Here is a 21950-nt window from a genome sequence, read left to right on the forward strand (position 1 = left end):
CTCACGCCGCCGACCAGCCACGACGTCGCAATACCGTGATCGTGCGATCACTTTCCGTAAGGTGATGTCTGTCAACGCGACAGAACAAACGGGGGGTGGCACGCGATGACGAGAATGCGTACGACAGGGGCCGTGCTGATGCTGGCGGCGGTGGCCTTCGCGGGCGCGGCCTGCGGCGCGGACAAGGACGCGACCAGGGCCGAGGCCGGGGGCGCGGGCGGGATGGCGAAGGGGACCGAGAGCGCGGCGAACGCGAGGCCCAGGGCGATGGCCCCGGTGGCGGCGCATCAGGCGTCGGTGCACGTGGGCAGGACCTGCATGGACATCGGGGTGGTGGCCCGCTCGTCCGACGGCAAGGCCGCCATGTGCACCCTGAAGAACGGCGAGAAGCAGCCCCGCTGGACCGCCGCCCCCGCCGGGATCGCGCCCGCCGCCACGGGGAGCGTCCAGGTGGGCACCTACTGCTCGGACGCGGGCGCGGTCGGCCAGACCTCCGAGGGCAAGGGCGCGACCTGCACGAAGTCGAGCAACGGGGGACGGGCCCGGTGGGCTCCGGCGGAGACGGGCACCGTGACCGTTCCCGGGGCCGTCCGCCCGGGGGCGTTCTGCGCGCCGCAGGCCGCCAAGGGCAAGACCGCCCAGGGGGTCGGCTACACCTGCACCACGACGCCGAAGGACCAGCAGCCCCGCTGGCGGAAGTGACCCCGCATCCAGGTTTTCCGGAATGTCGGACATCTCGGGTGTCGATGCGGTTTCCTGGGTCTTCCTTCCGGCGCGCCGGAGCGGCCACACGGCGGCCATGTCCGCGCACCACGATGGACGCCGCACCCGCGAGGTCCGAGGAGAAGATCATGCGCGTGGAGATCCGCCCGGACCGGCTCGTCCGCACCGGGACGGGCCGGTACACGGTGCTCCTGGTGGGGCTCGGCGCGGCGGGGGTGGCGATCGGCTGGCTCGGGCCCGAGCTGCGCCGCGACGCCCGCCGCGTCCCCCTCGCCGACCCCGCCCGACGCTGACCTCCCCGCCCTGATCCGGCGGAGGCGGGGAGGGCGGAGGGACGGGTCAGTCGCTGAGGCGGTAGCCGAGGCGGTGCAGCTCGTTGCCCGCGATCCGCTCGACCTGGACGATCTGGCGCGGCGTGAGGCGGTCGCGCCAGATCCCGACGCGGCGCTCGGGGTCGGTGTGGTCGGCCGGGGCGCCGGACCGGACGAGCCCGGCCATCACGCCCGGCGACAGCGGCGCCTCCAGGTACTCCGAGACGGCCTTGGAGGTCCGCCGGGGATGGGCCGCCAGGTCCTCGAACCGGACGGTGTGCAGCTGGTCCTCGGGGACCTGGGCGCGCAGCCGCGCCGAGAGCCGCACCGAGCCGCGCCAGCGCAGCGCGCACTTCACCGCGAGGGCCGCGCTGGGCCAGCGGCGGCGCTCGTCCTCCTCCTCGACGCCGAGGAACGGGTTGGGGAACACCTCGTCCAGGTTCGACAGGCCCGGCCGGAACCAGCCCAGGCAGCCGTCGTCGGCGAGCATCTCGGCGACGACGTCCCGGCCGTCCCTGATCACCTGGACGAACTGGGCGTCGGGGAAGGCGTCCAGGAGCACGTCGGCGCTGTACAGCAGGTCGGGCGTGGCGTCGGCGAACCGCTCCACGCCGCGCGGCTCGACGCACGGCTCCTCCGCCGGACGGCCCGCCGCCGGACGGCCCGCGTCCGGCCGGAACCGGCCCGCGGCCCCGGGCGGGACGGGCGGCAGGCCCGCCAGCGCGCGGCAGTCGGCCGGGCACTCCCGGCAGCCGCCGGGCGTGATCTGCCAGCTCTCGGCGTAGGCGTCGCGCAGCACCCGGGCGGCCCCGACCCCGCGTCCCGTCGCGATCGACGGGCGCCGGGCGTAGGCGTAGACCAGGCGCAGCACGTTCGGGCGGCCCGCCGTCAGGTGAAATCCGGCGGAACGCTTGACGGCGCGGGCGAGCACGTCCGCGCCTGAGTGGGGGGATCCCAGGATGAACACGGGGCGGCGGACCTTGGTCCCGTTGATCACCAGGATGTGCGGCGTCGACCTCATACGAGCCCTCAGTTTCTCATTCCGCGGGCCCTCTCAGGCCCGCCACGCCCAGAGCGGCGCCGCGTGTTTCGCCCGGCAGCGCGATTCCCTCCGGACCGGGCCGGACGGGCGAGACGGTCGGAACCGGGGCGCTCCGGCCCTAGGCTGGTGGCATGGCAGCAGCACCCCCCGGGGCCGGTCCGGGCGACGTGGAGCGCGCCGGGTCGCTGATGGTCGCCGCCCGGCGGATCACCGTGCTCACCGGGGCCGGGATCAGCACCGACAGCGGGATCCCGGATTTCCGGGGCCCGCAGGGCGTGTGGACCAAGGACCCGGCCGCCGCCGCGATGTCCACCATCGGGGCCTACATCTCCGACCCCGAGGTGCGCCGCAACGCCTGGCGGGCCCGGCTCGCCCACCCCGCGTGGGACGCCCGGCCGAACGCCGGCCACGCGGCCCTGGTGGCCCTGGAGCGCGCCGGACGGCTGAACGGCCTGGTCACCCAGAACATCGACGGCCTCCACCAGGCCGCCGGGTCCGACCCGGCGCTGGTGCTGGAGATCCACGGCACGATGCTGGAGGCCGAGTGCCTGTCCTGCGGCCTGCGCACCCCGATGCCGGAGGTGCTGGCGCGGGTCGAGGCCGGTGAGGACGACCCGCCGTGCCCGGAGTGCGGCGGCATCCAGAAGTCCGCGACGATCTCGTTCGGCCAGGCGCTCCGGGAGGACGTCCTGGACGCCTCGGTCGCCGCCGCCCGCTCCTGTGACCTGCTGCTGGCCGTGGGCACCTCGCTGACCGTCCACCCGGCCGCCGGGCTGTGCGGCGAGGCCGTCGACCACGGCGCCCGGCTGGTGATCATGAACGCCGAGCCGACCCCCTACGATCCGATGGCGCACGCGATCGTCCGCGCCCCCATCGGGGAGGCGCTGCCCCGCCTGGTCTCCGCCGTCACGGGCGACGATCCGGGCGGTTCGGAGGACGGCGCGAAGGACGGCCCGACGGGCGGTCCGGCCGGCTGAGGGACGGAGCCGGGGCATGGTCACGAACCGTTGGCACGTCGTGACCAGACGCCCCTTCCATCGGACGACATCTGCTGACAAGCTCTAGGGATCGCGGTGCGAGGAGGGAACGGGTTGAGCAGCGGGGGCGCTCGCGAGACGGAGCGGGACGGCCGTGACGGTCCGCCCGGCTCCCGGCCCCGCAGGCACGTCCGGCTCCGTCCGGGCGACCGGGTGGCGATCATCGCCCCCAGCGGCCGGGTGGATCCGGAACGCCTGGCGGCCGGGTGCGCGTTGCTGCGCGGCCTGGGCCTGGACGTCACGGTCGGCAAGCACACCCTGGACGCGGCCAACCTGAGCGAAGGCGGGCCTGACGCGGGGCACGCGGTCCGGGACGACTGGTACCGGCTCGCGGGGACCGACGCCGACCGCGCCGCCGACCTGGCCGACGCCTGGTGCGACCCGTCCGTGCGAGCCGTGCTGTGCGCGCGGGGCGGCTACGGCGCGACCCGCCTGCTGGACCACCTCGACTGGGCCGCGCTCGCCGCGGCGACCGGCCCGGAGCCGAAGATCCTGCACGGTTCCAGCGACATCACCGCGCTGCACTCCGCGTTCGGCGCGCGGTTCGGGATCACCACGTCCTTCGGGCCCATGGTCGCGTCCCAGATCGTGGCCGGACCGGACGACGGCGAGGATGGCGAGGGCGCCGTGGCGGGCCTGCGCGCCGCGCTGTTCGGTAGTGGAACGATCGAAGCGCCCGGGACCTCGGTCATCAGGGACGGCCACGCCGAGGGTCTCCTGACCGGCGGCACGCTGTCGCTTCTGACCGCGCTGCTCGGCACCCCGCACGCCCCGCCCCCGGCCGCCGGGAGGATCGTCCTCCTGGAGGACGTCACCGAGGAGCCGTACCGGCTCGACCGGATGCTCACCCAGCTGCTCCAGTCCGGCTGGCTGGACGGCGCGGCCGGGATCGCGCTCGGCTCCTTCCACGACTGCGGCGACCCCGCCGAGGCCGAGGCCGTGCTCGCGGCCCGCCTCGCCCCGCTTGGCGTGCCGGTGCTGGCGGGGCTGCCCGCCGGGCACGGCCCACGCCAGCTCACCCTCGAACTCGGAGCGCCGGCCGTCCTTTCCACCGGCGCCCGCCACCTCCTCGGAGGTCTCGGATGACCGGACGGCACTCCCGGCACGACCCCGCGGCCGACGGAACGCTCGACTCGCTGGTGGTGCTGGTCGCCGAGAGCCTCGGCTACACCTGCCGCGCGGTGTCGGCCGAGGTGATGCTGCTGGAGGGGCCCACCCGGCTGCACGTCGGGATGCGGGACCTGCGGCAGATCGCCCGGCTGATCCCGCGCGACGACTGGCCCGCGCTCGTGTCGGACCACATCACCACGCTCACCACGGCGCTGGAGGAGCCGCTGGACCTGGCGGACTTCGACCTGGCCCAGCACCTGCTGCGCACCCGGCTCTACCAGAGCGCGGCCGACATCGGCGGCCTCGCCGCCCGGCCGTTCGCGCCGGGCCTGATCGAGGCCGTGGTCGTGGACACCCCGACCGCCGTCCGGACGGTCACCTCCCAGGAGGCGGGCGGCTGGCCGGTCTCGGGCGACGCGCTGTTCATGCTGGGCCGGGCCAACGTCCGCGCGGACGGCCCGCTCCGGGTGGACGAGCACGACCTCGGCCAGGTGCGGGTGGCGGTGCTGTCCGGCTGGACGGCCTACACCGCGACGCACCTGGCGTGGCTGGAGGAGTACCTGCACATCGGCCCGCACGGCGCGCTGGTGACCGTCCCGAACCGCAGCCTGGTGATCGTCCACCCGCTGCGGTCGTCGGACCCGTCGCCCCGCGTCCGGTACCGGGCCGCGGCCATCGCCGCGCACGAGCTGCACTCGCACGCCCGGAACGCCTACGAGGAGGGGCCGGGGTCGCTCAGCCCGCACGTGTACTGGTGGCGGGCGGGCCAGATGGACCGGCTCGACCTGCGCTACCAGGACGGCACGGTCGTGCTGCCCGAGGGGTTCGCGGCGGCCGTCGTCGGCCCGGCGTCCCGCAGCGAGCGCGCCGAGCCGCTCTAGAACATCGGAAAGCCCGGAGGCGCCGCCTGTGCGGGCTTCCGGGCTTTTCCTATGGCTTCGGGACCGGGGCGTTCGGGGGGCGTGCTCGCGGTTCGGGACGTTCCGGTGGTCAGACTGCGACCGGCTCGACGACCGGGTCCTCGGCGGGCTGTTCGGGGGAGGGGAGCTTGATCGCGAGGGCGGGGACCGTCCAGTGGCAGATCGGGCCGATCAGGACGGCGTAAAGGACCGTTCCAATCCCGACGGTGCCGCCGAGCAGCCAGCCGACCAGCAGGACGGTCAGTTCGATCCCGGTGCGGGCGACGCGGATCGGGATGCCCTTGGAGGCCAGACCGGTCATCAGGCCGTCGCGCGGGCCGGGGCCGTGGCCCGCGCCGATGTAGCAGCCGGTGGCGAACCCGCCGATGAGGATCGCGGCGATCAGGTAAGTCCAGCGCAGGGCCGTGCCGTCGGGGTCGGGGAGGATCCAGAGGCCGAGGTCGGCGAACACCCCGACCAGCAGGACGTTGCTGATCGTGCCGAGTCCGGGCCGCTGCCGCAGTGGGATCCAGCCCAGCATGACCACCGCCCCGGCGATGATGATCCAGGCGCCGAGGGACAGCCCGAACTGGCGCGCGAGGCCCTGGTGGAACACGTCCCACGGGTCGTTGCCCAGGGTGGAGTCCACCTGGAGGGCGATCCCGAAGCCGTAGAGGGCCAGTCCGACGTAGAGCTGGAAGAGTCGGCGAAGCGTCAAGGCCATTCCGTTCATATCGGTCATAGTGGTACAAGTGGCTTGGTGACTATAGGGCCAATGTGCGAAAGTGGCCCATATGAACGGAACGCGGTACGTGAGTGGACTGCAACTGGCCCGGCTGCTGGGTGAGGTGCCGCGCGAGCGGCCGCTGTACGCGGGACTCGCGCGCGCGGTGCGCCGCCTCGTCCAGGACGGGCGGCTCGCGCTCCGCACCCGGCTGCCCGCCGAGCGCGACCTGGCCGCCGCGCTCGGCGTCAGCCGCACGACCGTGACCGCCGCCTACGACCGGCTGCGCTCGGAGGGCTATGTGGAGAGCCGGCAGGGCGCGGGCAGCTGGACGGCCCTCCCGACCGACGGCTCGACCGCGCTGCGGTCGCCCGTCGCGTCCGGCGCGGTCGTGCCGCGCTTCGGGATGGCGCACGCGCCCGAGGCCGGGGCCGGGTTCATCGACCTCGGCTGCGCGGCTCCGGCCGTCCCGGCGATCTTCCACGAGGCGGTGGAGGCCGCGGTCGCCACGCTGCCGCGGCACTACGGCGGCCCCGGCTACGACCCGGCCGGCCTGCCCGAGCTGCGGGAGGTGATCGCCGCCGGGTACGCCGAACGCGGCGTCCCCACGCACGCCGACCAGATCATCGTGACCAACGGCGCGCAGCAGGCGTTCGGCATGCTGCTGGAGATGTTCATGACGCCGGGGGACGGCGTGCTGGTCGAGCGGCCCGCCTACCCGAACGCGCTGGACGCGCTGCGCCGCCGGGGCGCCCGGCTCGTCCCGGTCGGCGTCGGCGCGGGCTGGGACGTCGAACTGATCGCCGGGGCGATGCGGCAGGCGGCCGTCCGGATCGCCTACATGATCCCCGACTTCCAGAACCCGACCGGCCACCTCATGGGCGACGGGGACCGGGACGCGCTGGTGTCGGCCGCCCGCGCCGCCGACACCCTGCTGATGGTGGACGAGACGTTCGCGGGCCTCGCGCTCGACCCGGCCGTGCCCGAGCCGCTCCCGGTCGCCGCCTACGACCGGGACGGCCACGTGATCAGCATCGGCTCGATGGCCAAGCTCGGGTGGGGCGGGCTGCGGATCGGGTGGATCCGGGCCAGCGCGCCCGTCGCGCGCCGGATCGCGGTCGGCCGCGAGTCGATGGACATGGCGAGCCCGGTGCTGGACCAGATCATCGTCCGGGAGCTGCTGCTGCGCGCGGACGAGATGCGCGCCGAGCGGGTCGCCGCGCTGACCGCGGGCCGGGACGCCCTGGTCGACGCCCTCCACGAGCACCTGCCCGACTGGACGTTCCGGGTGCCGCCGGGCGGCATGTCACTGTGGGTGGGGGTCGGCGCACCGGTCGCGACGCGGCTCGCCGAGGCCGCGGCCCGGCGCGGCGTCCGGGTGGTCGCCGGGCCGGTGTTCGGCGCCGACGGCGTCCTGGAGGACCGGCTGCGGCTGCCGTTCGTGCTGCCGCCCGCGACGCTGCGGGAGGCCGTGGGACGGCTCGCGCTGGCCCGTGAGGACCTGCGGGACGCCCCGCCCGCCCGTCCGCTCCGCGTCCTGGTCTAGGACGCGCCACGGCGCTGTTTTCCGCGGGCGGGCCGGGCGGGGCGCTGATCAGGGCGCCGGGCCGGGACGGCCATCGGGCGCGCGGTGGTCGGGGTGGGGGCCGGTCAGGAGCCGGTGCGGCGGATGTAGCCGACCAGGTGCTCGCGCTCGCTCTCCAGCTCGTCGATCGCGCTCTTGACCACGTCGCCGATGCTGACGATCCCGGCGAGCCGGTCGTCCTCCAGCACCGGGACGTGCCGGATCCGGTGCTCGGTCATGGTCTGGCGCAGGTCCTCCACGGCGGTGTCGGGCGCGACGGTGCGCACCCGTTCGGTCATGATCGCCGAGACCGGGCGGTCGAGCAGGTCGGCGCCGTGTTCGTGCAGGCGGCGCACGATGTCGCGCTCGGAGGCGATCCCGGCGATGGCCGCGCCGTCCGGTGACACGACGACCGCGCCGATGTTGTGCTCGGCGAGGACGGCCAGCAGTTCGCGCACGGTGGCGTCCGGGCGGACCGTGGCCACCGTGCCTCCTTTCCTGCGAAGGATGTCGCGTATACGCATCTCACACGCTCCGGGGGTCGGGTGCAGGGTTGGCGGTGAGGGTCTTGCCCAACGTCGCACGGAGGACGCGCGCGGGGGAACCCTTGGAGGGCAAAGCCTGACGAATCGGCTACGACATTTGTCGTTGAACCGGGGCGAACGCCTTGTGCCGACCCCGGTGTGACCCCTCCTCGAGAAGGTTACCTAGAGTGGGTGATCAGTCGCACAGCGTCCCGGTCGTGGACGCGGTCCGCGACCGACAACGGGTCGAAGGGAGTCGCCGTGACCGTGCCCCGCATCGTGATCGTGGGCGCCGGGTTCGCCGGATACGGCACCGCGCGCCGCCTGGAGCGGACGCTCCGCCCGGCCGAGGCCGCGATCTCGCTCGTCGCGCCGTTCGGCTACACGCTCTACCAGCCGCTGCTGCCCGAGGTCGCGTGCGGGACGCTGGATCCGCGGGCGATCGCCGGGCCGCTGCACCGGCTGCTGCACCGCACCCGGTTCGTCCCCGGCACCGCCCTCGGCGTGGACCTGCGCGAGCGGACGGTCACCGTCAGCAAGATCGACGGCGACCAGACCACGCTGCGCTACGACCGGCTCGTGCTCTGCCCGGGCAGCGTCACCCGCACCTTCGACATCCCCGGCCTGAAGGAGCACGGCCACGGGATGAAGAACCTCGCCGAGGCCGTCTACCTGCGTGACCACGTGATCGCGCAGCTGGAGCTGGCGGCGGCGACCCACGATCCGGAGGAGCGCGCGGCGCGGCTGGGCTTCATCGTGGTCGGCGGCGGCTACTCCGGCGTCGAGACCACCGCGAACCTGCAGCTGCTGACCTACAAGGCGCTGCGGCGCTTCCCGCGGCTCGACCCGGCCCTGCTGTCGTGGACGCTGCTCGACATCGCGCCCAAACTGCTTCCCGAGCTCGGCGCGCGGCTCGGCGAGGTGGCGATGATGACGCTGCGGCGGCGCGGCGTGGACGTCCGGCTCGGGGTCAGCCTCGAACAGCTCGACGCCCACTCCGCGCGCCTCACCGACGGCCGGACGCTGCCGTGCCACACCCTGATCTGGACGGCCGGGGTGAAGCCGTCGCCGGTCGTCGCGACCCTGGACGCGCCCACCGAGAAGGGCCGCCTGGTCGTCGGCGCGGACCTGCGGCTCGCGGGCTTCCCCGAGGTGATCGCGCTCGGCGACGCCGCCGCCGTCCCGAACGTGGTGAAGGGCGGCGGCGCGATCTGCCCGCCGACCGCGCAGCACGCCACCCGGCAGGCCCGGGTGGCCGCCGCCAACGTCGCGGCGGGCCTGCACGGCCGTCCGGCGCGGCGGTACGCGCACCGCGACCTCGGCATGGTCGTGGACCTGGGCGGGACGCAGGCGGTCGCGCGGACGTTCGGGACGAGCCTCACCGGGCCGCTCGCCCAGGCCCTCGCACGCGGGTACCACCTGTCGACGCTCCCGGGATACCGCACCAAGGCGCGCGTCCTGGCCCAGTGGGGCCTGCACGCCGTCGGCGGGGACGACCTCATCCGGATGGGGTTCCTGGACACGCGCACCGGCGTCCCCGTCGACCTCGGCCACACGGTCGCCGCGACGGTCTGATGCGGATCCGGCGGGCGCCGGGCCGCGGCGGCGCGCGCGCCGCCGCGAGCGGGCTGCTGGCCTGTGGGCTGCTGGTCGGCGGGGCGTCGGCGGGATGCGGGTCCGGTGCGTCCGGGCCGCCGGTCGTGGACCTGTACAACGCGCCGCAGGAGCACCTGGCGCGGATCGTCGGACGCTGCAACGGGCTCGCGGGCGGCGCGTACCGGATCCGGCTGAACACGCTGCCGCGCGGCGCGGACGACCAGCGCGAGCAGCTCGTCCGGCGGCTCGCGGCCGGGGACACCGGCCTGGACGTGCTCGGACTCGACGTCACCTGGACGGCCGAACTCGCCGAGGCGGGCTGGATCCGCCGGTGGACGGGAGCGGACGCCGCGCAGGTCCGGCAGGGCACCCTGGCGGCGCCGCTCGACACCGCGACCTGGCATGGCGGGCTCTACGCGGCGCCGTACAACACCAACGTCCAGCTGCTCTGGTACCGGTCGGACCTCATCCCGAGCCCGCCGCGCACGTGGTCGGGCCTGATGGCCGAGTCCGCGCGCCTGGCCCGGGAGGGCAGGCCCGCGTACGGCGAGGTCACCGGCGCGCAGTACGAGGGCCTGGTGGTCTGGTTCAACAGCCTGGTCGCGTCGGCGGGCGGGAGCATCCTGACGCCGGACGGCGAGCACGTCGCGCTCGGCGCGCCCGCCCTCACGGCGCTGACGGTGATGCGCGCGTTCGCCCGGTCCGAGGCCGCCGACCCGTCGCTGTCCAACACCCAGGAGGACGACGCGCGGCTCGCGGTCGAGGCCGGGCGCGGCGCCTACGAGATCAACTGGCCGTTCGTGTACGCGTCGATGCTGGCGAACCGTCCGGGGATGGCCGCGCGCTTCCGCTGGGCGCCGTACCCGGGCGTCAACGGCGTCGGGCGGTCTCCGCTCGGCGGCGCGAACTTCGCGGTCAGCCGGTACTCGCGGCACCCGCGGGCGGCGTTCCGCGCGGCCCTGTGCCTGCGCGATCCGGAGAGCCAGCGGGTCGCGGCCGTCGAGGACGGCCTGCCGCCCACGACCGAGGCCGTGTACGACGCGCCGGGGATGGCGAAGGCGTACCCGATGCGGCGGGCGATCAAGGACGCGTTGCGCACCGCCGCGCCGCGTCCGAAGACGCCCACCTACCAGAACGTCTCGACGGTGACGGCCGTGACGCTGTCGCCGCCCCGGTCCATCGACCCGCCGCGGACGTCGCGCACGCTGCGCTCGCTCATCGGGGACGCGCTGGAGAGCCGGGGAGTGCTGCCGTGACCGGGCGCGCGACCGGGGGGAGGGCGGCCGGGCGGGGGGCCCGGGACGAGCGGAGGCTCGGATGGTGGCTGTGCGCCCCGGCCGGGCTGGTGATGCTGCTGGTGACCGGCTGGCCCGTCCTCTACTCGGTGCTGCTGTCACTCCAGCGCTACGACCTGCGCTTCCCGGACAGGAAGGCGTGGATCGGACTGGCGAACTACGGGACCGTCCTGACCGACGCGTTCTGGTGGAACGCGGTCGCGGTGACGGCGGTCGTCACCGTGGTCAGCGTGGCGATCGAGCTCGTCCTCGGGATGGCGATCGCGCTGGTGATGTACCGGACGCTGGTCGCCCGGGGCCTGGTCCGCGCGGCGGTGCTGATCCCGTACGGCATCGTGACGGTCGCCGCCGCCTACGGCTGGAAGTACGCCTGGACGCCCGGCACCGGATGGCTCGCCGGGTTCCTGCCCGCGGGCAGCGCGCCGCTGACCGAGCGCTGGCCCGCCCTCGGGATCATCATCGTCGCCGAGGTCTGGAAGACCACGCCGTTCATGTCGCTGCTGCTCATGGCGGGACTGGCGCTGGTGCCCGAGGACACCCTGAAGGCCGCCGCGATGGACGGCGCGTCCGCGTGGCAGCGGTTCCGGCTGGTCGTCCTGCCGCTGATGGCGCCCACGATCTTCGCCGCGCTGCTGTTCCGGACCCTGGACGCGGTGCGGATCTTCGATGACATCTACGTGCTGACCAACGGCGCGCAGAGCACCTCGTCGGTGTCGATCATCGCCTACCACAACCTGGTCTCCGGGCTGAACCTCGGCATCGGCTCGACCATGTCGGTGCTGGTCTTCCTCGGCGTGGCCGTGGTGCCGGTCGTGTTCGTCAAGGTGCTCGGCGCGTCCGCGCCGGGGCAGGACCGGGGGCGCTGATGGGCGGGAACTCGCGCGCCAGGTGGGCGCTGCTCGACCTGCTCGTCCTGGTGTACGCGCTGGTCCCGGTCGCGTGGATCGCGTCGCTGTCGTTCAAGGAACCGTCGACCGTCAGCGCCGGGACGTTCTGGCCGACCCGGTGGACGTGGTCGAACTACACCGGGATCTTCCAGAACGACGACTTCGTGCGCGGGCTGGTGAACTCGATCGGGATCGGGCTGATCTCCACGGCGATCGCGATCGCGCTCGGCACGATGGCCGCCTACGCGGTGGCCCGGCTGAGGTTCCCCGGCCGCAACGCGGTGCTCGGGGTGTCCCTGCTGATCTCGATGTTCCCGCAGATCTCGCTGGTCACGCCGCTGTTCGAGATCGAGCGGCGGCTCGGGCTGTTCGACACCTGGCCCGGGCTGGTGCTGCCATACGTGACCTTCGCGCTGCCGCTGACCATCTACACGCTCTCGACGTTCTTCCGGGAGATCCCGTGGGACCTGGAGAAGGCCGCCACCATGGACGGCGCGACACCGTTCCAGGCGTTCCGGCTGGTGATCGTGCCGCTGGCGCTGCCGGGCGTGGTGACCACCGCGATCCTGGCGTTCATCCTGTGCTGGAACGACTTCCTGTTCTCGATCTCGCTGACCTCGTCGAACGCGGCCCGCACCGCGCCCGCCACGATCTCGTTCTTCACCGGCTCCTCGCAGTTCGAGGACCCGACCGGGTCGATCGCGGCGGCGGCCGTGGTGATCACGATCCCGATCGTGGTGTTCGTGCTGGTGTTCCAGCGGCGGATCGTGTCCGGGCTGACGTCCGGCGCGGTGAAGGGATGACGGGTGGCGGGGGAGGCCGGAAGGGGGTGACCGGTGGCTGAGATCGTCCTGGCGGGGCTGACCAAGCGGTACCCGGACGGCACCCTGGCGGTGGAGCGGTTCGACCTGACCATCGCCGACGGCGAGTTCATCATCCTGGTCGGGCCGTCCGGCTGCGGGAAGTCCACCACGCTCAACATGATCGCCGGGCTGGAGGACATCAGCGACGGCGAGCTGCGCATCGACGGGACGCGGGTGAACGAGCGCGCGCCGCGCGACCGCGACATCGCGATGGTGTTCCAGTCCTACGCGCTGTACCCGCACATGACCGTCCGGGAGAACATCGGGTTCCCGCTGCGCCTGGCGAAGACCGGCAAGGCCGAGGCCGGGCGGCGGATCGACGAGGCCGCGCGGCTGCTCGACCTCGGGGAGCTGCTCGACCGCAAGCCCGCGCACCTGTCCGGCGGGCAGCGGCAGCGGGTCGCGATGGGCCGCGCGATCGTCCGCGACCCGAAGGCGTTCCTGATGGACGAGCCGCTGTCCAACCTGGACGCCAAGCTGCGCGTCCAGATGCGCACGATGATCTCGCGGCTGCAGAAGCGGCTCGGCACGACCACGGTGTACGTCACCCACGACCAGACCGAGGCGATGACCCTCGGCGACCGGATCGTCCTGATGCGCCGGGGCGTCGTCCAGCAGATCGGCCCGCCCCAGGAGCTGTACGACCGTCCGCGCAACCTGTTCGTCGCGGGGTTCATCGGCTCGCCGTCGATGAACTTCCTGCCCTGCCGGGTCACCGGCGACCACCTGACGACGGTCATCGGGGACGTCCCGCTCACCGGGGCCACGCGCCGCGCGCTCGCCGAACGCGACGCGCCGGAGGACCTCATCCTGGGCCTGCGTCCCGAGGCGTTCGAGGACGCCCGGCTCGCCCCCGACGGGATCTCGGACGGCCACCACACCGTCACCGGGCACATCGACATCCTGGAGTCGCTCGGCTCGGAGAAGCTCGCCTACATCGCGCTGGACGAGGCGGGCGCGATCCAGTCCGATCACCTCGCCGACGCGTTCCAGGGAGGTTCGGGGGAGACCCACGTGCAGCTGGTCGCGCACCTCGACCCGAGGTCCCCGGCGCGGGAGGGCGAGGACGTCCTGCTCGTCTTCGACCCGTCCGCGCTCCACCTGTTCGACCCGGACAGCGGCCTGAACCTGACGCCCGGACCGGACGACCGGGCGTAGCCGGTCAGGCCAGGGCCGGGAGCGTGGTGAGCTCCACCATGCGGCGTTCGGGGCCGCGCCGCCGCAGCGCGAGGTACCCGGCGAAAGCGGCAGGGCCGAACAGCACCTGCGCGGGGATCAGGTCGGGCCGGTGGCCGGTCAGGGCGTCCAGGACGGGCGGCGTGAGCGTCGGCAGGATCGCGCCGAACACCGCGACCAGCACGAGCGCGAGGCGCAGGCCGGACCGTCCGTACGCCTTGTAGGACACCGTGGAGTACAGCGAGTACGCCAGCAGGTCGCCCATGCCGAGCACACTGGAGTAGTCACCGATCCGCAGGCCCACGGACGGCGCGAACGGGTAGCCCTGGATCGCCTCGACGAGATCCTGCGTCAGCGGGATCGCGGTCGCGAACGTCAGGTCGTACACGGCGAGCGCCAGCACGAACCACGCGATGTGCCGCAACCGCATGCCGCCCTGGACGTTCAGGTTCGTCGCCGACACGACCACCAGCCCGACGATCGCGCTGTTCGCCAGCCAGTACACGGGGGAGTCCGAGCCGAGCAGCCGGTGTCCGGCGAGGTCGGTGGCGAGGAGCGCGAGGATCAGGGCCCAGCGCAGCGGTGTGCGGCCCACGACGGGCTGGTAGCCGACGGTCAGGCCGCCCGCGAACACCAGCGCCAGCACCGCCGGGAGCGCCGCGCCGGGCAGCGCCAGGTACACGAACGGCAGCGCCAGGACGAACCCCATCATGACCACGATGTCGCGGCCGTTGAACGTCCCGACCGGCGGACGCGGCACCCGGAAATGCCGGAGGTACAGCACCGCGCCCGCGGGGACGGCCAGCGCGAAGGCGAGGGTGACGCCGGTGGAGTAGATCTGCTGGCCTGTGTTCACGGGGTCTCCTTCGGGCCGGGCGCGCGGGTGAAGGTCTCCTCGCGCAGGTCGCAGCGCAGCGTGTGGAACAGCCGGGCCTCGTCCTCGTCCAGCTCGATGATCTCGGCGGTGACGTCGAGGTCCCGGTCGGCGAACGCCTTCACCACGTCCGACGGGGACGGCCCGCGTGCCGCGACCGTGAGGTGCAGGCGGCCGTCCCCGGCGACCGTGGCCCGGTGCCGGACGGGCCACTCGACGCCCGGCAGCCCGTCCAGCGCCTCGATCACGTCGCGCTGCGTGACGATCCCGTCCCGGGTGCGCAGCAGCCTGCTCTCCTTGCCGAGGATCTTCGACACCGCCGGGACGCCCGCCAGCTCGCAGTCCAGCCCGTCGGGCAGCACGCGCACCACGTCGCGGGTGTCGTAGCGCAGCACCGGCATGCACTCGCGGTACGGGTAGAACGGCGTGACGACGAGTGTGCCCAGCTCGCCCACGTCGGCGGGCTCGTCGGAGTCCAGGCGCTTCACCTCGGTGTAGCCCATGTTCAGGTCGAGGTGCAGGTGGCCGCCCAGGCACGTCCGGCCGCCCACGGGGAGCAGCTCGGTCACGCCGTAGGGGTCGTGGACGCGCCGGACGCCGAAGGTGTCGCACGCCGCCTCGGCCAGGTGCGGTGACAGCACCTCGCCGCCGGAGAAGATCGTCCGCAGCTCGAAGTCGTCCGGGCCGAGCCCGCGGCGCCGGGCCGCCGAGACGAGCTGCCCGAGGTAGCTCGGATAGGCGGTCAGGATCGTCGGGGCCGGTCCGGTCCGGTCCAGCAGCTGGTCGATCGACTCGTCCGGGGGGACCTGCCCGACGACCCGCGCCGGCGCGTTCGCGAGCCGGAACAGCCCCAGGTCCTCCTGGATGGCGGCGGTCGCGCGCGAGCTGATGTTGATCTGCATGCAGTCGCCCGGTCGGATCTCGGCGCGCAGGAGCATCGCCAGCGCGATCAGCGCGGGCCAGAGCTCGATCTCGTACCGGGACAGCCACACCCGGGTGGGCGTGCCCGTCGTGCCGGTGGTCTGCGTGCTGATGTAGGGGGCCCCGCACATCATGTCCGCGGAGCGGGCGACGATGTCGTCCTTGACGGTCACCGGGACCGAGCGCAGCGACTCCAGGGTCAGCCCGGCCGGGTCCACCCCGGCGGCCTCGAACCGCTCGCGGTAGAACACCGACTTGTCGGCGAGCCGCCGGGCGGTGCGGCGCAGGGCGCGGGTCTGCAGGTCGCGGCGCTCGTTCGGGTCGTTGAACGGCCCGTCCACCAGCTGGTCCACGTCGTCGCCGGGTGAGCCGAACTCGTGGAGCGTGGCGAGGGCGTCGTCCACCAGCCGCTCCACCAGCCGGGGGTTCATCCGCCGGCCGAACACCATCGCCATCGCCACCCGGATCTGTCGGATCCCGGTCTCCAGCACTTCGCCTCCGCGGGGTCGCCTCTGCTTGGAAACGGACCGGGCGTGCGGGGAGGGCGACCCTCCCCGCACCCCCGGGTCATGTTCAGGAGACGGAGCAGTAGCCGAAGAAGACGGCGGTCATCGAGCCGGTCACGTAGCGGACCTGCTTGGCGGCGATCTTAACGGCGGCCATGGTGGCCTCCCTTCCCTGAGGTGTCCGGACCGGTCGGCCCGAACGACTTCATCGTGCGGGGAGCCCTTGACGCGGCGGCTATCGACCTCTTTATTGATCTTGTATTCGGCACGGGGGCCAGTCCGGAACGGGCGGGCCTCGCCGAAGGCTGCGCGAGGGGGACGAACGATGGAGTTCTCGGTGCTCGGGCCTGTGGAGGCGCGCGACGGCGGTGTGCCGCTGGCGATCGGCGGGGCGTTGCGGCGGGCGCTGCTGGCGGCGCTGCTGCTCGAACCCGGCCGGGTCGTCTCGGACGACTCGTTGGTCCAGGTGCTGTGGGCGGTTCCGCCGGAGACCGCCCGCGCGCAGATCAGGCAGCACGTCTCGGGCCTGCGCCGCGTCCTCGGCGCGGGGACGATCGTCCGTCGGGGTTCGGGGTACATGGTGGACGCCGAGCCGTGCAGCGTCGACCTGGCGGTCTTCGTGCGGAGCACGGAGCTGGCACGGACCGCGTCCGGGGCGGGCCGCACGGCGGACGCGGCGGCGCTGTTGCGGGACGCGCTCGCGCTGTGGCACGGTGAGCCCCTCGGCGGCGCCGCCCACGACTTCGTCCGGCGGGCCGCGCCCGCCCTGGAGGAGCGTCGGCTGGCCGCCGTCGAGGACTGCTTCGACGCCGAACTGGCCGAGGGCCGCCACACCGAACTGGTGGGGGAGATCCTGGCGGAGGTCGAGCGGCACCCGCTGCGCGAGCGGATGCGCGGGCAGCTCATGATCGCCCTGTACCGGTGCGGACGCCAGTCCGAGGCGCTCGAGGTCTTCCGGGAGGGCGGGCGGCTGCTGCGCGAGGAGGTCGGGCTCGACCCCGGCCCCCGGCTGCGCGCCCTGGAACGTGCCGTCCACGCCGAGGACCCGGTGCTCGACCCGCCCGTCCGGGCCGCGGGCCCTCAGGGCGCCGCCGAGCAGGCCCTGCGGCTGCCCGCCGACCTGGCCGACTTCACCGGCCGGGAGGTCGAGATCGCCCGTCTCTTCAAGGTGCTCGCCGAGGGCGCGCAGGGCGACCGTCCGACCGTCTGCGCGATCTCCGGCGCGCCGGGGACCGGGAAGTCCGCGCTCGCCGTGCGGCTGGCGCACATGCTGGGCGCCGCGTTCCCGGGCGGCTGCGTCCACGTCGACCTGCGCGACCACGGCGGCGACCCGGCGCGGGCCCTGGCCAGGCTCCTGCGGCTGCTCGGCGTCGCCGACGTCGCGGACGCGATGGAGGAGCGTGTCGACCAGTACCTCGACCTGCTGTCCCGGCGGCGGATCCTGGTCGTGCTGGACAACGCCGAGCGGGAGGCGGCGGTCCGTCCGCTGCTGCCGCAGGCGCCCGGCTGCGCCGCGCTGGTCACCGCGCGCGGCCCGCTGCCCGGCCTGTCCGGCCTGCCCGGCCTGCACCGGACCGCGCTGCGCCCGTTCCCGGCGGCGACGGCGCACGAGATGCTCGCCCGGATCGCCGGGCGGGCCCGCGCGCAGGCCGAGCCGGAGGCCGTGGCCGAGATCGCCGAGCTGTGCGGCTTCCTGCCGCTGGCCCTGCGGATCGCCGGGACCCGGCTGGCGATGCGCCCGCACGCCCAGGTCGGGCGGTTCGCCGCCCGGCTTCACAGCGCGGCCCGCCGCCTGGACGAGCTGCGCGCCGCGGACCTGGACCTGCGCCGGGTGCTGGCCACCGCGACGCTGGCGCTGGCGGCCCCGGCCCGGCGGGCCTTCGCCGTCCTCGGCCCGCGCTCGGTCCGGTTCTGCGCCACCGAGGCGGCGGTCGCGCTCGGGGTGAGCCTGGAGAACGCCGAGGACGTCATCGACGAGCTGGCCGGGGCGGGCCTGATCGAGTTCGCCGGGCACGACGTCGGCGGCCACGACACCTACCGCTTCCCCGAGCTGCTGCGCCTCCACGCCCTCGAGTACGCCTCCGAGTACGCCTCCGAACGCGTGCCCGGGCACGTTCCCGAGGGCGCTCTGGAGTACGTTTCCGAGGGCGTCGGAGAGCAGGCGTCCGGGCGCGTCCCCGGACAGGCTCTGAAGTACGTCTCCGAGTGCGCCTCCGGGCACGCGTCCGAGTGCGCGCCGGGACTAGCCGACGTCGATGCGGGCGAACAGGCGCATCAACCCGGGTGACAGCCGGGAGACCAGGCGGCTGACGTGCGCCTCGGGCGTCACCGGGACGACCGCGCGGTCCTTCAGCACGGCCCGGACGACCTGCTCGGCGACCCGGTCCGGGCCGTAGTTGCGCAGCGCGTAGGCGCGGGACGCGCGCTCGCGGTCCTGCTGCTGCGCCGCCGCGTCCCGTCCGACGAACCGGGACGTCCTGGTGATGTTGGTGTTGACGACGCCGGGGCAGATCGCGGTGACGCCGATGCCCTGGCCCGCCAGCTCGGCGCGCAGGCACTCGCTGAGCATCAGCACCGCCGCCTTGCTCGTGGCGTAGGCGGGCAGCGTCCGGGACGGCGTGAACGCGGCGGCCGAGGCCGTGTTCACGATGTGGCCGCCCTGCCCGCGCTCGGCCATCTGCCCCGCGAACAGCCGCGTCCCGTGGACGACGCCCCACAGGTTGACGTCCAGGACGCGCTTCCAGTCGTCCGGGGTGTGGTCGAGGAAGCCGCCCGCCATGCCGATCCCGGCGTTGTTGACGACCACCTCGGGGACGCCGTGGTCGTGCAGGACGGTCTTGGCGAAGTCCTCCATCGCGTCCGCGTCCGCCACGTCCACCTGGAAGGCGTGCGCGTCCGGGCCGAGCAGGCGCGCCAGCTCGGCGGTGCGCTGCGCGGACGCCGGATCCAGATCGGCGGCGACGACCTCCGCGCCGCGCTCGGCGAACGCCAGCGCGGTCGCCCGGCCGATGCCGCTGCCCGCGCCGGTCACGACCACGAGCGAGCCCTCGAACGGCCGCCGGTCCGGCGCGACCCGGGCCCGGCGCAGCGCGCGGGACTCGGCGGCGGTCAGCGTGCCGCCGGTCGTCCCGGTGATGTGCTCGCCGATCCAGCGCGCGATCACCTCCGGGTGGCTGCGCACCACCCAGTGCCCGGCGGGGATCGTCCGCAGCGACAGGTCCGGGACGCGGTCGCCGAGCCCGCCGACCAGGTGCGGCGACACGAACAGGTCCTTGGTCGGGACGATGACCTGCGTCGGGACGTCCGTCCGTCGGTCGAGCGGACGGCGCATTCTCCGCAGCATGTTCGCCCGGTACAGGCCGACCCCGGCCGCGCCGTCGCGCGGCAGCGTGCGCGCCGGATGCCCGTCCCGCGACGGGACGCCCTCGCCGACCTCCAGCGCCTTCGCGAACGCCCCGGCCATCCCGGCCCGCCACACCATCTCGGGCAGCAGCGGCGTCTGGAAGAAGTAGATGTACCAGGACCGGACGGCCTGCCCGAGCCCGTTCCGCACGTTCCGCGGCGTCGGACGCCGCAGGTTGCGGCGCGTCAGGCCCGCGACGTGGTCCAGGCAGGGCCCGGAGATCGAGGTGAACGAGGCGAACCGCTCCGGCATCGTGCAGGCGGCCTCCCACGCCTGGATCGACCCCCAGTCGTGCCCGACCAGGTGCGCCTTCCGCTCCGGCGCGGTCGCGTCGAGGACGGCCGTCATGTCGGCCATGAGGTAGGAGAAGGTGTAGTTCCGCTTCCCGAACGGCCGCGACGACGCCCCCGCGCCGCGCACGTCGTACCGGACGACGTGGTACCGCTCGGCGAGCCGTCCGGCCACCTCGTCCCAGACCGCGTGCGTGTCGGGGTACCCGTGCATCAGCAGGACGGTCGGACGCGCCGGATCCCCCTGCTCGTAAACGGCCAGATCGACACCGTCCCCCCGAACACGCCTGCGCCGGACGGTCTCCGAGGTCTGCGGGGAGGTCATGCGGACGCCTTTCGTGCGGCCCAGCGGTGGACGTGGGGGAGGTCGTCGTCGAGCCAGTACGCGTCGTCCTCGGTGACCACGAGGAGCTCCTCGAACTTCACCCCGACGCCGCGGAACCCGATGTGCGGCTCGACCGCCCACAGGCCGGGCGTCGGCGGGTGCTGGGACTGCCTCGCGCCGTTCCACAGCGGCGAGCGGCCCTCGAGCCGCTCCTTGACCAGCTCGCGGCCGATCGTCTGGAGGAACCGGACCCCGAACGGGAACCCGACGCCCTTCGGCAGCGGCCCGCCGATGATCCCGACCTGGTGCCCGATGACGCGTCCCGGGTACTTCCTGTGCCGGTTCTGGTAGCCCTGGCGGTCGATCAGGGCGTCCACCTCGGCGTAGATGTCGGCGAACGTCCGCCGCTCACGCACCAGCTCCAGGATGAGCGTCCGGTGGGCGGCGAGGTCGGCGTCGAGCTGCTGCCAGATCCGGTTCTCGCCCAGGACGCCCCCGTACCCGATGTCGGCGGAGAAGCCCTTCTTCACCGGGGCCATGTCGAGGATGTACGGCATGCCCTCCTCCAGCCGCCTGCCGCTCGGCAGGAACTGGGTGGGCACCTTGAACCCCTGGAAGGCGGTGCGGTCGCCGAACCAGGCGAACGGGGTGTGCAGCCAGTCGTCCACGCCGTGGTCGCGCAGCCAGCGCCGCATCCGGCGGCACGCCTCGCGCTCGGTCACGCCCGGCTCGAGCGTGGCCGCCACCTCCTCGGCGCACTGGTAGCACAGGCGCTGGATCTCACGGAACCGCTCAAGCTCCGCCGCGTTGTCGGTGCGGGCGAGCGCGACATTATTGGACACAGTGTTAATTAAGCGCGCGCACGGGCCCCCGTCAAGTCGGCCCGCGGGTGACCCCCGCCACCCCGGGCCGCTTCCAGGGCCCCGCTCCTCCTAGTAGGGGTTGTGCCCCGCGGCCTTCGCGGCGGGGGACGTCATGAGGTAGTCGAGCGCGCGGGGCGTCGAGCAGATCTGCGACGGGTGGTGGGACGGCCGCAGGTAGACCGGGGCCTCACCGAGCAGGAGCTTGAAGATGCCCGGGACGTGCCCCCTGCGCACCGACCGCCGGTAGGCGAGCCACACGCGCGGCAGCGTCACCCTGCCGCGGACCGTCGGGTCCTGCCTCAGCAGGTAGAGCGAGCCGCCGATGAGCGCCCAGTACAGGAAGAACAGCGACACCACCCACGCGGCCACGCGCATCGGGTACCGGCCGCCCATCGCCTGGTAGGTGTCGAACACGACGGACCGGTGCTCGACCTCCTCGGCGCCGTGCCAGCGCAGCAGGTCCAGCATGGTCGGGTCCACGCCGGCCTCGTCCAGCCGCCGGTTGTCCATGATCCACTGGCCGAGGACGGCGGTGTAGTGCTCGATCGAGGAGACCGCCGCGAGCTCGAACCGCAGCCGCCGCCGCCAGGACCGCGGCGACCTGGCCTTCAGCTTCTCCATGTCCGCCGGGCGCTGGGCGTTGCCCGCCGCCATCTGGCGGGTGATCCGCTCGGTGTCGATCCCGTTGGCCTCCAGGATCTGGTCGAGCACGCCCTGGTGCGAGCGCGCGTGCACCATCTCCTGGCCGATGAACCCGCGGATCTCCTCCAGCAGCGTCTCGTCGCGCAGGTGGGGCCGGGCGTCCCGGACGGCCTGGATGAACCACTTCTCGCCCTCGGGCAGGACGATATGGAAGGAGTTGATGATGTGCGTGGCGACCGGATCCCCGGGGATCCAGTGCAGCGGCGTGGACGACCAGTCGAACACCACCCGGCGCGGCCGGATCGGGGGGTGCCGCTCGTCGATCTCGAAGTCCGTCCCCCTGGGAGTAAGGGACTCGGCCATGGGCGCTCCTTC

Annotated in this window: 20 protein-coding genes; 12 read left to right on the forward strand and 8 right to left on the reverse strand. The window is 73.8% G+C overall.

Features of this window, described 5'->3' with window-relative positions; translation table 11 throughout:
• Positions 1–105: 105 nt before the first annotated feature.
• Both P696_RS0101400 and P696_RS0101405 read left to right on the forward strand, forming a co-directional pair.
• Positions 106–702 carry a hypothetical protein gene (locus tag P696_RS0101400; RefSeq protein ID WP_157429452.1) on the forward strand — a complete coding sequence of 199 codons (597 nt, stop codon included), beginning with the start codon at positions 106–108 and terminating at the stop codon, positions 700–702.
• 149 nt (positions 703–851) lie between these two features.
• Positions 852–1016, forward strand: coding sequence for a hypothetical protein (locus P696_RS0101405; RefSeq protein WP_157429453.1), 165 nt, complete (start codon positions 852–854; stop codon positions 1014–1016).
• 46 nt (positions 1017–1062) lie between these two features.
• Here P696_RS0101405 and P696_RS0101410 read toward each other — a convergent pair whose 3' ends face one another.
• A complete protein-coding gene (locus tag P696_RS0101410; protein ID WP_026410939.1) occupies positions 1063–2055 on the reverse strand; it encodes a sulfotransferase in 993 nt (330 codons plus the stop codon).
• Between the two features lie 152 nt (positions 2056–2207).
• Here P696_RS0101410 and P696_RS42480 point away from each other — a divergent pair, with 152 nt between their 5' ends.
• The 3 genes from P696_RS42480 to P696_RS42490 all read left to right on the forward strand — a co-directional run bounded on the left by P696_RS42480 (position 2208) and on the right by P696_RS42490 (position 5104).
• Entirely contained in the window at positions 2208–3053 is an 846-nt protein-coding gene (locus P696_RS42480; RefSeq protein WP_084336645.1) for an SIR2 family NAD-dependent protein deacylase, read from the forward strand.
• Positions 3054–3167: 114 nt separating this feature from the next.
• Positions 3168–4199, forward strand: a complete 1032-nt coding sequence (locus tag P696_RS42485; protein ID WP_084336647.1) for a S66 peptidase family protein — start codon at positions 3168–3170, stop codon at positions 4197–4199.
• The gene (locus P696_RS42490; RefSeq protein WP_051466549.1) at positions 4196–5104 is read left to right on the forward strand and encodes a hypothetical protein; all 909 of its coding nucleotides are present in this window, start codon (positions 4196–4198) and stop codon (positions 5102–5104) included. The genes P696_RS42485 and P696_RS42490 overlap by 4 nt, the downstream gene beginning before the upstream one ends.
• A 109-nt stretch (positions 5105–5213) precedes the next feature.
• Here the strand turns inward: P696_RS42490 and yczE are convergent, their stop codons facing one another.
• Positions 5214–5846 carry a membrane protein YczE gene (gene yczE, locus P696_RS0101430; RefSeq protein ID WP_026410940.1) on the reverse strand — a complete coding sequence of 211 codons (633 nt, stop codon included), beginning with the start codon at positions 5844–5846 and terminating at the stop codon, positions 5214–5216.
• 70 nt (positions 5847–5916) lie between these two features.
• Here yczE and yczR point away from each other — a divergent pair, with 70 nt between their 5' ends.
• Positions 5917–7392 (forward strand): MocR-like transcription factor YczR, encoded by a 1476-nt coding sequence (yczR, locus tag P696_RS0101435; RefSeq protein ID WP_034482702.1) that lies wholly within the window; start codon positions 5917–5919, stop codon positions 7390–7392.
• Between the two features lie 104 nt (positions 7393–7496).
• On the opposite strand, the gene P696_RS0101440 is transcribed toward yczR, so the two are convergent.
• The gene (locus tag P696_RS0101440) at positions 7497–7934 is read right to left on the reverse strand and encodes a CBS domain-containing protein (RefSeq protein ID WP_026410942.1); all 438 of its coding nucleotides are present in this window, start codon (positions 7932–7934) and stop codon (positions 7497–7499) included.
• Positions 7935–8195: 261 nt separating this feature from the next.
• On the opposite strand from P696_RS0101440, the gene P696_RS42495 reads away from it, so the two are divergent.
• From P696_RS42495 to P696_RS0101465, 5 genes are read left to right on the forward strand one after another with little or no spacing between them, the layout of a single operon-like run.
• The gene (locus tag P696_RS42495; protein WP_034482982.1) at positions 8196–9509 is read left to right on the forward strand and encodes an NAD(P)/FAD-dependent oxidoreductase; all 1314 of its coding nucleotides are present in this window, start codon (positions 8196–8198) and stop codon (positions 9507–9509) included.
• Positions 9509–10786, forward strand: coding sequence for an ABC transporter substrate-binding protein (locus P696_RS0101450; RefSeq protein WP_026410943.1), 1278 nt, complete (start codon positions 9509–9511; stop codon positions 10784–10786). The genes P696_RS42495 and P696_RS0101450 overlap by 1 nt, the downstream gene beginning before the upstream one ends.
• Positions 10783–11691, forward strand: a complete 909-nt coding sequence (locus P696_RS0101455) for a carbohydrate ABC transporter permease (protein ID WP_026410944.1) — start codon at positions 10783–10785, stop codon at positions 11689–11691. The genes P696_RS0101450 and P696_RS0101455 overlap by 4 nt, the downstream gene beginning before the upstream one ends.
• Positions 11691–12515 carry a carbohydrate ABC transporter permease gene (locus tag P696_RS0101460; RefSeq protein WP_026410945.1) on the forward strand — a complete coding sequence of 275 codons (825 nt, stop codon included), beginning with the start codon at positions 11691–11693 and terminating at the stop codon, positions 12513–12515. Before P696_RS0101455 ends, P696_RS0101460 begins: the two co-directional genes overlap by 1 nt.
• A 33-nt stretch (positions 12516–12548) precedes the next feature.
• Positions 12549–13733: an ABC transporter ATP-binding protein gene (locus P696_RS0101465; RefSeq protein ID WP_026410946.1), complete on the forward strand. Its 1185-nt coding sequence runs from the start codon at positions 12549–12551 to the stop codon at positions 13731–13733.
• 4 nt (positions 13734–13737) lie between these two features.
• Here P696_RS0101465 and P696_RS0101470 read toward each other — a convergent pair whose 3' ends face one another.
• Together P696_RS0101470 and P696_RS42500 are read right to left on the reverse strand one after the other, a co-directional pair.
• Positions 13738–14607, reverse strand: a complete 870-nt coding sequence (locus P696_RS0101470; RefSeq protein WP_026410947.1) for a hypothetical protein — start codon at positions 14605–14607, stop codon at positions 13738–13740.
• On the reverse strand, positions 14604–16037 hold the full coding sequence (locus tag P696_RS42500; RefSeq protein ID WP_051466551.1) for a phenylacetate--CoA ligase family protein: 1434 nt from the start codon (positions 16035–16037) through the stop codon (positions 14604–14606). Before P696_RS42500 ends, P696_RS0101470 begins: the two co-directional genes overlap by 4 nt.
• Positions 16038–16377: 340 nt before the next feature.
• Between P696_RS42500 and P696_RS42505 the strand changes: the two genes are divergently transcribed.
• The gene (locus P696_RS42505; RefSeq protein ID WP_051466554.1) at positions 16378–18339 is read left to right on the forward strand and encodes an AfsR/SARP family transcriptional regulator; all 1962 of its coding nucleotides are present in this window, start codon (positions 16378–16380) and stop codon (positions 18337–18339) included.
• Here the strand turns inward: P696_RS42505 and P696_RS0101490 are convergent.
• From P696_RS0101490 to P696_RS0101500, 3 genes are all read right to left on the reverse strand, one after another.
• Positions 18295–20070 (reverse strand): SDR family oxidoreductase, encoded by a 1776-nt coding sequence (locus tag P696_RS0101490; protein WP_026410948.1) that lies wholly within the window; start codon positions 20068–20070, stop codon positions 18295–18297. The two genes, P696_RS42505 and P696_RS0101490, sit on opposite strands and share 45 nt — an antisense overlap.
• On the reverse strand, positions 20067–20912 hold the full coding sequence (locus P696_RS0101495) for a M24 family metallopeptidase (RefSeq protein WP_026410949.1): 846 nt from the start codon (positions 20910–20912) through the stop codon (positions 20067–20069). Before P696_RS0101495 ends, P696_RS0101490 begins: the two co-directional genes overlap by 4 nt.
• Positions 20913–21002: 90 nt before the next feature.
• Complete coding sequence (locus P696_RS0101500) at positions 21003–21938, reverse strand: metal-dependent hydrolase (RefSeq protein WP_084336649.1); 936 nt, start codon at positions 21936–21938, stop codon at positions 21003–21005.
• Positions 21939–21950: the final 12 nt, after the last annotated feature.

Origin of the sequence: Actinomadura oligospora ATCC 43269 (assembly GCF_000518265.1) — a bacterium.
Taxonomy (GTDB): Bacteria; Actinomycetota; Actinomycetes; order Streptosporangiales; family Streptosporangiaceae; genus Spirillospora; species Spirillospora oligospora.